The organism is Paenibacillus sp. FSL M7-0134 (assembly GCF_038007865.1).
Classification (GTDB): domain Bacteria; phylum Bacillota; class Bacilli; order Paenibacillales; family Paenibacillaceae; genus Paenibacillus; species Paenibacillus polymyxa_B.
In genome coordinates this window covers 1,505,418-1,517,870 of the sequence record NZ_JBBOXV010000001.1, presented here as the reverse complement: position 1 = coordinate 1,517,870, position 12,453 = coordinate 1,505,418, and the positions used below count along the sequence as shown (strand labels likewise).

Sequence of the window (12,453 nt, the reverse complement as noted above, 5' to 3'; positions counted from 1 at the left end):
CCCTTTGATGAATACAAGTCTGGATCAAAATATTTTGCTGCGGGCCGGCGACCTGTCTTTTACCTTCTTAAGCAGTGGTGATGTGTATAAGATCGCCCACGGCTCAACGATGATCAACCAGCTGTTGACCAATTCAGTCGACGGTTCCTTGAACAATCTGTACTTAAGATTGTACCGTCCGTCCGGTGTAAGTATCACTCCCCTGCTTGGAGTTCGCTCACCGGGAGTCATCCGACAAACGGATCAGCAGATTATTTGGGAGGGTTTCACCGCTGGTGTAGGCTATCAGGTGACCTTCACGCTAAGCCGCCTGGGAGTATGGTTCTGGGATGTAACCCTACAGGGCGATGACGTGGAAGCAGATATCGTGTACGGTCAGGATATCGGCATTGCCGATACCGCCGCTGTGCGCAGTAATGAAGCTTATTTGTCTCAATATATTGACCACACCGTCTACCATGATGAACAAAGAGGCTACACCGTTTGCTCACGTCAAAACCAGCCTCAAAGTCAGGCGTTCCCATACATCCAACAAGGCTCGTTAACCCGCACTGTTGGTTACTCGACTGACGGATTTCAGTTCTTTGGACTTTCGTACAAAGAAACGAATGAGCCGGAAGCACTCCATCGTGACTCGCTCGCCAATGAAGTGTACCAATACGAATTCGCCTATACCGCGTTGCAATCTGAGCGGGTGAAACTTGCAGGGGAAGCTCGCTTTACTTTTTACGGTCTGTTCCAGCCCAATCATCCAGCCGCAGTGACAAAGCTGGAGTATCAGGAGCTGGTGACAAAGGCACGTGACGAAGTAGCTGCCGTTCTAGCGGACACTTCCGAGACCAGCATACCGGCACACGCGACAAGTGATCTTCAGGCAGGGCGTGTGGCTCCAGCTCAAACCATCGGTGAGCCGCTGCGCACGCTGGACTTAACCGCTGCCGAAGTGAATCAACTTTTCCCGAAACGGCAGGAAGAAGAACGGGATGGAGATGAACTACTTTCCTTTTTCACGGACAGCTATGAGCATGTCGTACTCAAATCCAAAGAGCTTCGTGTAGAGCGTCCCCATGGGCACATTTTAATGGGCGGGCATTACGCAGGAGGCAAGGAAGAAACCATTACAACCACCTCCTATATGTACGGGGTGTTCAACTCCCAGCTCGTGATCGGCAATACAAACTTCAACAAAATGATCACCAACGCGCGTAATGCGCTCAATATTCCCAAGACATCCGGCCAGCGTATCTATGTCGGAGTCCAAGGGAAATACCGCCTGCTCACGATGCCTTCCCTGTTCGAGATTGGCTTTAATTATGTGCGCTGGTACTACAAAACGGCTGACGATACATTCATTATTACAAACCATACAAATGCCGATAGCCCAGAAGTACGGCTTCATATGCGTGCGGTAAGCGGCAAAACCTATCCGTTCCTCATCACTCAGCAAATGTCTATGCATGTGAACGAATATGAGCTTCCGTTTCATATGGAACATGAAGGTGACGCCCTGCTCTTCCGGGCAGACTCTGCTTCCCTGAGTGCCGAAGCCTATCCAGACCTGCTGTACCGAATGCACGTCGAGGGCGCTCCATTACAGCAGGTGAGCGACGCTCACGTACTGCTACAGGGTACAGCTTCCGCTGATGCGTCCCTAGTCGTGCTGGAGCTGGGTGACAGCAGCGAATGGACCTGCACCGTGCAGGGTTGGCTGAATGGGCTTTCAGCCGGGCAAGAATCAGCGCACAAAGAGCGTCACGCTTCCTTTGAAGATGAGCGCGAGCGCTATCGGGAATATTTTGCCGAGCTTATGAACGGTTTCCATCTGTCGCTGGGTCAACATGAAACGAGTGAGCTATTCCGTGTGAACGCAGTGGCTTGGTGGTACACCCACAATATGCTCGTTCACTACTCTGTGCCTCACGGTCTGGAGCAATACGGCGGTGCAGCCTGGGGAACACGTGATGTGTGTCAGGGGCCTGTGGAATATTTCTCAGCTACGCAAAAGTTCGACGAGGTTCGTTCCATTCTGCTGACTGTTTTCAGCCATCAGTACGAGGACAGCGGAAACTGGCCGCAATGGTTTATGTTTGACAACTATACTCACGTGCAGCAAGAAGAAAGCCATGGGGATATTATCGTCTGGCCGCTCAAGGTACTGGGCGACTATTTGACCGCTACCCGTGATTACAGTATTCTGGGAGAAAATGTACCTTACACCCATCGGCATACTTTCGATTATACCAAGCAGACCGCGACTCTCATGGAACATGCCCTGAAGGAAATCGAATATATTCGGGAGAATTTCCTTCATGATACGTACTTGTCGGCCTATGGCGACGGCGATTGGGATGATACCCTCCAGCCAGCCAATGCTCAGCTGAAGCAATACATGGCGAGCAGCTGGACGGTTGCACTCACCTACCAAGTTATTAGTAACTTTGCTGCTGCTTTGGAGCAGGCCCCCGCGGGTGTAGTAAGCGAAGCCGACAAGATTGCACAAGATCTACATCAAATGGCCAATGGCATCCGTAAAGACTTTAACCGCTACATGCTGGAGAGCGGAATTATTCCGGGCTTCGTGTATATGGAAGAGCCCGGTCAACCTAAGCTGATGCTCCATCCGTCTGACACCGAGACAGGAATCCATTATCGGTTGCTGCCAATGACACGCAGCATGATCAGTCAGCTGCTCACGCCTGAGCAAGCATTGGCTCATGAGCAGCTCATCCGTGAGCAGTTCCTCTGCCCGGATGGTGTGCGTCTGATGAACCGCCCTGCACAGTATGATGGCGGTGTGAGCTCGCACTTCAAGCGTGCAGAGCAAGCGGCCAACTTTGGACGTGAGGTCGGGCTGCAATATGTGCATGCCCATATCCGCTTTGCGGAAGCGATGGCCAAGTTGGGACGCAAGGATGACGCTTGGCACAGCTTGAAGCTCATCAATCCGGTCGGCATCCGTGCGTCCGTACCGAATGCCGAATGGCGTCAAAGCAACGCCTATTTCAGTAGCTCGGACGGTAAATTTAACACCCGCTATGAAGCCCAGGAACGGTTTGGTGAACTGCGTGAAGGAGCCATACCCGTCAAAGGCGGCTGGAGAATCTATTCCAGCGGTCCGGGAATCTACATGAATCAGCTCATATCGAATGTCCTTGGTATTCGTCAATCGGGCGAAGACCTGATCCTGGACCCTGTGCTGCCGGATCATCTCGACGGATTGGAATTTGAATTTTCCTTTGCAGGAAAACCAATTACCTTCGTCTACCGCATGCTGCAAGAGCGTACTGGTAGTGAGCAAGGCCGTGCAGTATTGAACGGGACACCACTGGAAAGCGTGCCAGCCGATGATAATCGCTACCGCTCTGGTGCCTTGCGCATCAAACGTGAGATTTTCGAGCAGGCCTTAGCAGAACATGACGGTGTACACCGTCTGGAGATTATTTTATAAAGAGTTTTTGATGCTAAATCTGGTATAGGCAACAAAGGGATGGCGATCTTGCGGGATCGCCCTTTGCTGCTTATGTGTAGAACTACGACATTTGGAATAGATATGTGGTTAATAATGAATATACAATAGCAATTATAAGACGGACGACAAGGAGGTGACGATGTGGTCAGCATTAAAGATATCGCCAAACAGGCGGGCGTTTCCATATCTACCGTTTCATATGCCTTGAATGGTAGCGATAAGGTAACAGAAGAAACTTGCGCACGTATTTTAGCGATTGCCAAAGAGCTTAACTATGTGCCCAATGCCGCCGCACGTAATCTCAAGAAAAGGCAGACCAAAATTATTGGCGTTTTCCTGACTGATTTTCGTGGAGACGTTTATGGAGATTTACTGTACGGCATCAAGGAAATTTTGAACCGCAAGGGTTATGATCTCATCGTATGCAGCGGTAAGCAATCTCACCGAATGCTGCCGGAACGCATGATCGACGGCGCCATTGTGCTGGATCAGACGTTTGAAAGTCAGGAGCTACTGAACTATGCCGAGCGAGGACATAAAATTGTCGTATTGGACCGTGAACTGAATCATCCTAACATTAACCAGGTGCTGCTGGATAACAAAGCGGGCGCCGCTCTCGCAATCGAACATTTATTGGAATTGGGACACCGTAAGCTATATGTGGTTACCGGACCAGAAGGTTCTTACGATTCATGGCAACGGATGCAGGCGGTCAAGCAGACCATTGAGCGTAGCGGCGTCGCTGAAATGATCGAAATTGACGGCGATTTTGAGAAATCGGGTGGCGAACAGGCGGCTGAAATCATTTTGCGGCAACAAGATGGCCCGGGTTCGGAACCTGTAGCCGTATTTTGTCTCAATGATGAAATGGCAGTGGGCTTTTACAATCGAATGGCTCAATCAGAACTGACAATTGGCAAGGATATTCATATCGTCGGCTTTGATAATATCGAGCTGGCGCAATATATTCAGCCCCGTCTGACAACGATTGACTATTCCAAACGTAAATGGGGCGCTGTAGCTGCCGAACAAGTTCTCAAAATCATTGCGGGGGAAGACGTGGAGCATGAACGTTTATACGTTACGCTTGTCCAAAGAGAATCGGCAGGCGCAGCATTCATCACCCCAGATCAACAGAATCTGTGATGAACAACGCAGAAGTAACCCGCTCGCCAGCCTCAAAAAAAGAACTTCCATAGTCCCAGAACACGGGTTGGAAGTTCTTTTAGTTATACTTTTTTAACCTAACAAATCCTCAATTAAATTCGTCAACGACCGTAAGGGATTGTCAATCATTTCCCCCGTCTCCAGTTCCACCTGTAACGCAGCATCAACCATAGACAACTGTGCTACAGCCAGACCTCTGCTTGGATCAGCCTTCCTCAGCTCATACAGCGAACGGACCAGCAATTCCTTATACTCGTCTTCACGTCCCTGCATAATCAGTTGAAAAGCGTCCTCCACCACCTTAACCTCTATCCAAGAAGAGATATCTGGTTTGCCTAACAGAGCAGCCGTATGATAAAGACGCTTCATCGTTCCCTCTACAGTAGCCGGATTCGTGAATACCAAGGTCCGTGGCAGCAAATCATCGCATATCTCATGAAAAAAGGGCTCATCCAGCGCAATTACTGGTGTAGACATGGTCAATTGAGCCTTTTCTGCCAAAACGATATAATTCGTGCACGTTATCAAAATAACGTCTATGTCGCTTGGGGCAATCCAGCTTAGTTGCTCTTCTACCTTGCGACTGGCATCGTCCGCAGAAAAATGCGGGTCTGACGAGATCCGGCGCATAAGCCCAGGGTCCACAAAATGTATCAGCTCCACCTCATAAGAAGCAAAAGCTCGTTCCACATAGGCTATGTTCGAGTGATGTGCATGCAGGCAGCCCACACGCCGCTTCAAGCCTTCCATCGTTCAACCCCCTGTTATATGTTTGCATCATTTTAACAGGAACAGGACGGTTGGGAAAGCGTGCCAATCAGGCCATACCCCAAACTCACTTTTTTTAAAACTTGCCGTTTGTATTTTTCCACTCTGTTTTAGCTGGAACCTCCTGAACTACGTCCCAATGTTCTGCTACCTTACCGTTCTCTACCCGGAACAGATCATAGACAGCGGCTGAAGTTCCCTTAGATGATGTCAATTCACTCACAACCAGCACGAAGTTGCCTTCTCCAATAACCATGTGAACCTGACCATATCCAAAAGAAGCTCCTTGGCTTCCCGCTGCGGAAAATGCTTGCTTCAAATTGGATACACCGTCACCAAAAAGAGGATTATGCTGGATGTAATGATCACCGTTATAGTAGCTTTCCAATGCAGCACGATTTTTGCCAACCAGGACATCATCCACAAACTTGCGGATCAGTGTTTTGTTCGTCTCAGTTTGGTTGAGATCCGTGATCTGTGTTGTTCCGTCAATCATTGTACGTCCGCTTGGATTAGCTGGAGCCGAGTCCTGAATATTGTCCCAATGCTCAACGATTTTACCATTGCTATCGAAGCGGAAAATATCAAAGACAATGCTTGATTTACCTGCAATTGTCGTTTTATAATGAACAGCTACAAAATTCCCATCCTGAAGCACACGATGGATTTCAACCTTTGTACCAGCTTGCTTCAATTGGCTAATTCCTTGCAGCAAGGCATCTCTTCCGCTGGCAAAGCTCAGATTGTGCTGAATGTACTGATCCTTGCTGATCCAGGTCTCGGCCGCTTTCGTATCTCCGGTTTCAAAGCTTTTCACGATTTCAACGACCTTATCCTTATTACTCACCCCGATTTGCACCGTTTGGCTGGCCGGGTCCCAAATCACTTGCTTGCCCCATGCTTCTTTGACGACATCAACCGGTACATAAGTTACCCCTTGTTTGGTCAATAGGGTCGAGGTGGATAGCGGTACCTTAATCCCGTTGATTTGCGCTTCCGGACTGCCTGACACCAGTACAACCGTCGCCTGATCATATCGGATAGTCGTGCTTTGTCGCGCCGTATTGAACGTAATATGCTTGGCATCCATTGGAATTCCCAAACTGGAGGCCAATTGTCTCAAGGGAATTAAGACCTGCTTATTTCTCACGATAGGCGCAATTTTGTAAGCCTCCTTCTTGCCATCTACCCAAACCTGAATACCCGTAGTAGGTTTTACCTCGGCTGCTAAAGCCGGTACAGCAGAAGACAGAACAAGCAAACCAGCGAGTGCAGCAGTAACCGTATGTTTTTTCATGAATGTGAACCCCTCTCAACCTATAAAATAGAATATGGAAGACAATTTCCTTTTATGTAACTTATATAGTTACACCTAATCGCAAAAAGCAACTTTTCCCCGCCTATCTAACTTTAAACCCCATTTAAATCTTTTGAAACCTCAATAACCCTCCTTTCAAAAATTTATACTTATACTGCTACAATGCAAGCCACAAGCCTTAGAATAAAGGATATGGGGAGCAATAACAATGTGTGATAAATTGCTAATGCCGAAACTCAAAAAAAGCGGCTCCTATCGCCAAGCGAATGAACGCTTTTTGAATAGTAAGCCGCTGTTAACCCCATTGCTATTGTTATACGGATAACGTTCTCCGAAACTTGATAAAGCTTCCAATTCGCCAGATTGAGATATACACCAGCGCCATCGTAATCGCCAGCATACTAACTTCAGACGTACCCAGACTACTGAGGTACTGGGTCAAAACAACGCGAATCAAGATAATAGCGATAATAATATATTTAAAATATTGGTTTGGCTTCGGATAAATACGACCGTCATCCCGTCTTTCATACGCCGTATGCAGCAAAATAACATAGCCAAACAGAGCCCCTAATAGCCCGGCAACCAGCAGTTCCCAAAAGGCAGGGGGCGCATACGTTTGACCAGGAATATGCATTAATTGGTACACAGATATCATCATAAGCGGGAACGCGATAAACAAGGGGAGCAGAATCCGGATTCCGTTTCCTTTTACTGGCCCCCCTCGTCTTTTGGTTCTCAACCAGATCATCAGCCCCACCAAAACAGCCAACAATGCATATATAAATATCGTCGTCATGGTGAAACTCCTTCCTCATAGATCCTATAGATACGCTAGCCTAAATCGACAGTTTTTTCTCCAGTAGATAAGCGCTCAAGCGGATTAATACATATGCAGCAACCCAACTGATCAACACCGCAATCGGGAAATGCCAGGTAAAAGAAAACCATTGTCCTGTTTGAACATGGTCAAACTGCTCATAAAGCCCCTGATCGCCTGACCAATAAAAGACACTCCCGCCACCCATCAAAAGAATCCAGAGTATCGGGCTAATCGGCCGCAAGGTGCTGTATTTGGTACTGGCCGTCAGCAGACCCAGCGCAATAACCAACGGTGTGAAAGCGATAATCATCACAAACCAGTTCAATCCAGCTATAATAAAAGACGCTGCATCCGCAAACGTATAAGGCTGGATGGTTGATGAGATGAACAGCGCGTACAGAGAACCTACCACAAACAGGGACAAGGTCACGACCACGGCTTGTAAAATAGCAGCAATCCATTTGGCGCTAATCAGCCACATGCGCGGATAGGGCAGAGTCAGCCACCATCCGTAGGTGTCATTCTCCCATTCTCTTCTCAGACTTCCCACACCCATGAAAATGATCATGTAGGGCAAGCCCAAGGTGACATACCACAGCCTTGTCAATTCGAGTTGGTTGTGAAGCGCGAAATACAAGGAAATAACGAACGCCACAATTAGAAATAGTGAGAAATATACAAGTCTCCACGATCTGGGCAGTCGATTGCGGCTCTGCTTTCTCCAGCTTCCTTTATTTCGAAATTCATGGCGTATCAAATCTTTGAACAGCCCTGATGAATTCACGCCTTCCACTCCTTTTTGTACAAATTGCGGAACACCTGATTCAGCGAGCCATGCTCTGCACGCAGATCGTCCGAATCACCAGACCATATAACCCGTCCGCGGTCCATCATGACCGTGTAGTCAAACAAGCCTTCCACTTCCTGAATATCATGCGTGCTAATGAGTATAGACTGCTGGCGACCCTCCAAATAATCAATAATCCCAGCCACAATCGCCTCTCTGGAGAGGACATCAATGCCCGCAAACGGTTCATCCAGGATCATGAGCGGAACCTCACGCGCCAGACATAAAATCAGTAGCACACGTGCCTCCTGTCCGCGACTCAACCCGGCCATTTTCAACTCCAACTCCACGTCCATATGATCAGCAAGTTTATAAGCATCTTTTATATTGAAGCCAGGCAAAAAGGATTCCCCCCACTCCAGTGTCTGCTGCACCGTATGATTGGGGTACCAGCGAGCCCGGTCAGGCAGGTAGGATATACCACGATTGGTTTCCCAACCCGGCTTTTGCCCCAACACCTGAAGCTCGCCCCCATCTGGCCGAATTAATCCGGTGATTGCTCGAAAAAAGCTGGACTTCCCACAGCCATTGGGTCCAAGCACCCCTACAATGCGTCCCGCCGGAATGACGACATCCAAGTGGTCCAGCGCTTTTTTACTTTCATATTGCTTCGTCAGATGACTCGCAACCACAATAGATTCCGTCATGCCCCTTCGCCTCCTCCCTCGTCATTTCCGTCCTGTTTGCTTCGTATATACTGCTGTACATCTTCCCACGATAACCCCAGGCTGCTCATCTGTCCGAGAAACTGATCTATATACGTTATAGCCAATTGTTCCCTAAAGCTGGCAATCCGTTCACTGGACGAAGTAACATAAGTGCCTAACCCGCGCCGCTTCTCAGTCAATCCGTCCCGCTCCAGCTCCTGATACGCCCGCATCACAGTATTCGGATTCATGCGTAGTTCCTGCGCCAGATCACGAACAGATGGCATTTTGCTTCCCATTTCGATCTCCCCTTTAGCAATGGAGCTTCGTACTTGATTTAATATTTGCTCATATAATGGCTGGCTGAAGTCAATTAAAAATCGGAACGAGCCAACCCGTTGTTCTTCCATGGGTGTTTCCCCCTAATCGGCTGTATCTATCGTGCCTGTAGTGTATTATATCACTTAATACACATAATACAAGTACCATCTTACTAAAATGTTAGTCATGCTCTCCAAATTTCATTCAGTAAATGCTCAGCTTGCGCTCAGATAGCATTCAAGTTGATCCCTTATGATGTATCACGTACCAAACAAACCATAACCGAAAGGTGGAAAATGAAGATGAAGAGCACCAAGAAAGCAATTTTGGCCGGAACGATGGCCTTGGCATTTTTAGGAGGCGGGGCACTGTACTCCACAAGCGCAGCCCATGCTGCTTCAACTACACCTGAGAAGGCTCCCATTGCAGACAAAGCACAGGCACCTAAGGGTAACCCCGGAGATGCTAACGGCCCTAAAATCGCAGGAGGAAACTATGCTGAGAACAAAGCTCTCCTGAAATTATTGAAATTGTCCTCCAGTCAGTTGGATACACAATTGAAAGCAGGTAAATCCCTTGCTACAATCGCCAAAGCACAAGGTGTGAGCGTAAATTCCGTTATTGATGTGATGGTTTCAGATATGAAAGCGAAACTGGCTACGGAAAAACAAAACGGCAAGATTACGGCAACTGAATATAACCAACGTGTCTCTAATCTAAAAAAAATGATGACAGATATGGTGAATGGCGTAAAACCCTCCAAACCACCAGTAGATGGCGGTAAAGCGGATGCAGGTAAAGCTCCTGCTCAAGGTGATGCAGCCAAGGCTCCTGCTAAAACCAATGCAGCTAAAGCCTCTGCTAAGCAGAAATAGCTAAAGCCACCCATGTATAATAAATCTCTATCCGGCTTCCCTGTACGGATAGAGAAATCAATAAGCCTGTCCCCTGCTGCGATACAACATAAGGAGACAGGCTTATTTGTCATGTAAACAAGATAATATGTGGTAGACTAACATGATCCAGAGGTCATTTTTCACTAAAATTCATAATAAGGAGAATGTAATGAAAATAAATAAACAGGAATTTGATATACGAGGAATGAGCTATACGATCAGATCTGCCATGATTCAAGATGCGAAGAATTTGTCTGAAATCCGTTTGCTGATTGATGGAGAGACTGAAAATTTAGACAGAGAGAAGGGAGAAGCGTTTATAAGTACATCCGGTTTTGAACAGCTCATTGAATCAGATACAGAGAATAACAGAAACCTATTTTTAGTTGCGGTAGTTCATGATAAAATCGTCGGCTTTTCAAGATGTGAGGGCCATGTTCTGAGCAGATTCTCTCATAAAGTTGAATTTGGCGTATGCGTACTAAAGGATTTTTGGGGTTATGGGATCGGGACGAATCTTTTAAAAAAATCTATTTCTTGGGCTGACTCCAATGGCATCAAGAAAATAACTCTACAAGTTTTGGAAACGAATGATAAAGCCATTGAGCTCTATAAAAAACATGGATTTGAGATCGAAGGGTTATTAAAAAACGATAAGGTTCTTTCAGATGGCAAATACTACAACACCATAATCATGGGGAGATTTCATAAATAAAAAAAGACCCTGTTCAACAGGATCTTTCATCTTTGTATCGCCACACATCCCCTAGTAGCGATAATCATCATAAGGATTGCGATTACGATACTGATCACGCGGCTGCTGGGCTGCGGTAATCATCAAAAATATGCCTGAGATCAAATGCATCAACCAGCCCACAATCGGAATCCATCCAATAACCGAGGTCACGATCCCTAAAATAGATCCATAATAAGACTCTCTATTCGTCACCGATAGCACCAACGTAACAATGTGGAAAATCAGCATAAAGAACAATATAGTATACGCGGAATTTACGACGAGCAGCCCGCCCAAAACGGGAATAGCTAAAAACAGCTCCAATCCGCCTGTAATCCATTTTAATGTTTTTGATGGTGTCATTGTTCCACTCTCCCGATGCTGTTTCATTCCATAATTATATCCCATCCCTATCTAGGATGACATACATTTTTTAACATAATATATGCTTATATCGTGACAGTCTCATCCCTTTTTCGAATGAGCTAAGCCCTGGCTACATATATGTGAGAGAGAATGAAATTTCGTGATTTCTAAAGGGGTGAACACGATGGGATATTATATTGAGGTGGAACGCGGCGTGAAGCTGTATGTCGAGGATATTGGAGAAGGCATCCCTGTTCTGATGGTTCACGGCTGGCCGCTGGATCACCGAATGTACGAATATCAGGCCGCCTTGTTGCCTGCTTGCGGGTATCGCTGTATTCAGGTTGATCTTAGGGGGTTCGGCAAGTCTGATCGACCATGGCATGGATACAATTATGATCGATTGGCGGACGATCTGCTGGCTGTTATGCAGGCGCTTCAGTTAAACCAGGTACGGCTGATCGGTTTTTCGATGGGGGGAGCTGTGGTCACACGCTACATGAGCAGGCACCGGGGATTTGGCGTCAATCAGTTGATCTTGATCGGAGCAGCTACGCCCCGATTCACCCCAACCAGCGACTTCCCTTACGGTACTCCTGTCACAGAGGTAGATAAACTCATCAAACAAGCCTATACAGATCGTCCACAACTGGTAACTTCTTTTGGCGAGATGTTGTTTGCCAATCCCGTTAGCCAGAGCTTACGCGATTGGTTACGTGATCAGGGTTTCGCGGCTACAGTTCATAGCATGGCTTGTACTTTGTATTCACTGCGTGACTCTGATTTGCGCGCTGACCTACCATGTATACACGTGCCTACTTGGATTCTACACGGCAAGCTGGATCGGGTCTGTCCTTTCCCCCTGGCTGTCCAAACTCAAAAAGGAATTGCCGGATCAAAGCTTATTCCTTTCGAACGAAGCGGGCACGGTGTATTTTACGAAGCGCTACCCGAATTTAATTCTATCTTACTGAGCATACTAGCCCCATCCTCCACACCATAATTGAAAACCTGTTCATTCTTATGTATAATTCATATTTATAAAAAACAAAAAAGACGCCTCAGCGCCGTTAATGGCTATGGGGCATCTTTCAC

General features: G+C 47.2%; 12 protein-coding genes. 5 read left to right on the top strand and 7 right to left on the bottom strand.

Annotation, left to right across the window (positions count from 1 at the left end):
- Positions 1–7: 7 nt before the first annotated feature.
- A complete protein-coding gene (locus tag NSQ58_RS06665; protein ID WP_341057750.1) occupies positions 8–3,448 on the top strand; it encodes a GH36-type glycosyl hydrolase domain-containing protein in 3,441 nt (1,146 codons plus the stop codon).
- A gap of 162 nt (positions 3,449–3,610) precedes the next feature.
- Positions 3,611–4,615 (top strand): LacI family DNA-binding transcriptional regulator, encoded by a 1,005-nt coding sequence (locus tag NSQ58_RS06660; protein WP_023986616.1) that lies wholly within the window; start codon positions 3,611–3,613, stop codon positions 4,613–4,615.
- A 93-nt stretch (positions 4,616–4,708) separates the two neighbouring features.
- Here the strand turns inward: NSQ58_RS06660 and NSQ58_RS06655 are convergent, their stop codons facing one another.
- The 6 genes from NSQ58_RS06655 to NSQ58_RS06630 all read right to left on the bottom strand — a co-directional run bounded on the left by NSQ58_RS06655 (position 4,709) and on the right by NSQ58_RS06630 (position 9,449).
- Complete coding sequence (locus NSQ58_RS06655; protein WP_341057071.1) at positions 4,709–5,386, bottom strand: hypothetical protein; 678 nt, start codon at positions 5,384–5,386, stop codon at positions 4,709–4,711.
- Between the two features lie 94 nt (positions 5,387–5,480).
- The gene (locus NSQ58_RS06650; RefSeq protein WP_028541953.1) at positions 5,481–6,701 is read right to left on the bottom strand and encodes a stalk domain-containing protein; all 1,221 of its coding nucleotides are present in this window, start codon (positions 6,699–6,701) and stop codon (positions 5,481–5,483) included.
- 334 nt (positions 6,702–7,035) lie between these two features.
- Entirely contained in the window at positions 7,036–7,521 is a 486-nt protein-coding gene (locus tag NSQ58_RS06645; RefSeq protein ID WP_075153573.1) for a CcdC protein domain-containing protein, read from the bottom strand.
- Between the two features lie 40 nt (positions 7,522–7,561).
- On the bottom strand, positions 7,562–8,329 hold the full coding sequence (locus NSQ58_RS06640; RefSeq protein WP_075153572.1) for an ABC-2 transporter permease: 768 nt from the start codon (positions 8,327–8,329) through the stop codon (positions 7,562–7,564).
- Entirely contained in the window at positions 8,326–9,039 is a 714-nt protein-coding gene (locus tag NSQ58_RS06635) for an ABC transporter ATP-binding protein (RefSeq protein ID WP_023986611.1), read from the bottom strand. Before NSQ58_RS06635 ends, NSQ58_RS06640 begins: the two co-directional genes overlap by 4 nt.
- Positions 9,036–9,449 (bottom strand): GntR family transcriptional regulator, encoded by a 414-nt coding sequence (locus tag NSQ58_RS06630; RefSeq protein ID WP_023986610.1) that lies wholly within the window; start codon positions 9,447–9,449, stop codon positions 9,036–9,038. Before NSQ58_RS06630 ends, NSQ58_RS06635 begins: the two co-directional genes overlap by 4 nt.
- 213 nt (positions 9,450–9,662) lie before the next feature.
- Here NSQ58_RS06630 and NSQ58_RS06625 point away from each other — a divergent pair, with 213 nt between their 5' ends.
- A complete protein-coding gene (locus NSQ58_RS06625; RefSeq protein WP_341057068.1) occupies positions 9,663–10,235 on the top strand; it encodes a hypothetical protein in 573 nt (190 codons plus the stop codon).
- Between the two features lie 190 nt (positions 10,236–10,425).
- Positions 10,426–10,971, top strand: a complete 546-nt coding sequence (locus NSQ58_RS06620) for a GNAT family N-acetyltransferase (protein WP_071559460.1) — start codon at positions 10,426–10,428, stop codon at positions 10,969–10,971.
- A gap of 51 nt (positions 10,972–11,022) precedes the next feature.
- Here the strand turns inward: NSQ58_RS06620 and NSQ58_RS06615 are convergent, their stop codons facing one another.
- Positions 11,023–11,355, bottom strand: coding sequence for a hypothetical protein (locus NSQ58_RS06615; protein WP_013308359.1), 333 nt, complete (start codon positions 11,353–11,355; stop codon positions 11,023–11,025).
- A 187-nt stretch (positions 11,356–11,542) separates the two neighbouring features.
- On the opposite strand from NSQ58_RS06615, the gene NSQ58_RS06610 reads away from it, so the two are divergent.
- The gene (locus tag NSQ58_RS06610) at positions 11,543–12,361 is read left to right on the top strand and encodes an alpha/beta fold hydrolase (RefSeq protein WP_068938337.1); all 819 of its coding nucleotides are present in this window, start codon (positions 11,543–11,545) and stop codon (positions 12,359–12,361) included.
- The last annotated feature ends 92 nt before the right edge of the window (positions 12,362–12,453 follow it).

Excerpts from the sequence above, each read along its gene's own strand:
- NSQ58_RS06630 (WP_023986610.1), bottom strand. The coding sequence starts at position 9,449 with ATGGAAGAACAACGGGTTGGCTCGTTCCGATTTTTAATTGACTTCAGC.
- NSQ58_RS06665 (WP_341057750.1), top strand. The coding sequence starts at position 8 with ATGAATACAAGTCTGGATCAAAATATTTTGCTGCGGGCCGGCGACCTG.
- NSQ58_RS06610 (WP_068938337.1), top strand. The coding sequence starts at position 11,543 with ATGGGATATTATATTGAGGTGGAACGCGGCGTGAAGCTGTATGTCGAG.
- NSQ58_RS06615 (WP_013308359.1), bottom strand. The coding sequence starts at position 11,355 with ATGACACCATCAAAAACATTAAAATGGATTACAGGCGGATTGGAGCTG.
- NSQ58_RS06635 (WP_023986611.1), bottom strand. The coding sequence starts at position 9,039 with ATGACGGAATCTATTGTGGTTGCGAGTCATCTGACGAAGCAATATGAA.
- NSQ58_RS06645 (WP_075153573.1), bottom strand. The coding sequence starts at position 7,521 with ATGACGACGATATTTATATATGCATTGTTGGCTGTTTTGGTGGGGCTG.
- NSQ58_RS06620 (WP_071559460.1), top strand. The coding sequence starts at position 10,426 with ATGAAAATAAATAAACAGGAATTTGATATACGAGGAATGAGCTATACG.
- NSQ58_RS06655 (WP_341057071.1), bottom strand. The coding sequence starts at position 5,386 with ATGGAAGGCTTGAAGCGGCGTGTGGGCTGCCTGCATGCACATCACTCG.
- NSQ58_RS06650 (WP_028541953.1), bottom strand. The coding sequence starts at position 6,701 with ATGAAAAAACATACGGTTACTGCTGCACTCGCTGGTTTGCTTGTTCTG.
- NSQ58_RS06625 (WP_341057068.1), top strand. The coding sequence starts at position 9,663 with ATGAAGAGCACCAAGAAAGCAATTTTGGCCGGAACGATGGCCTTGGCA.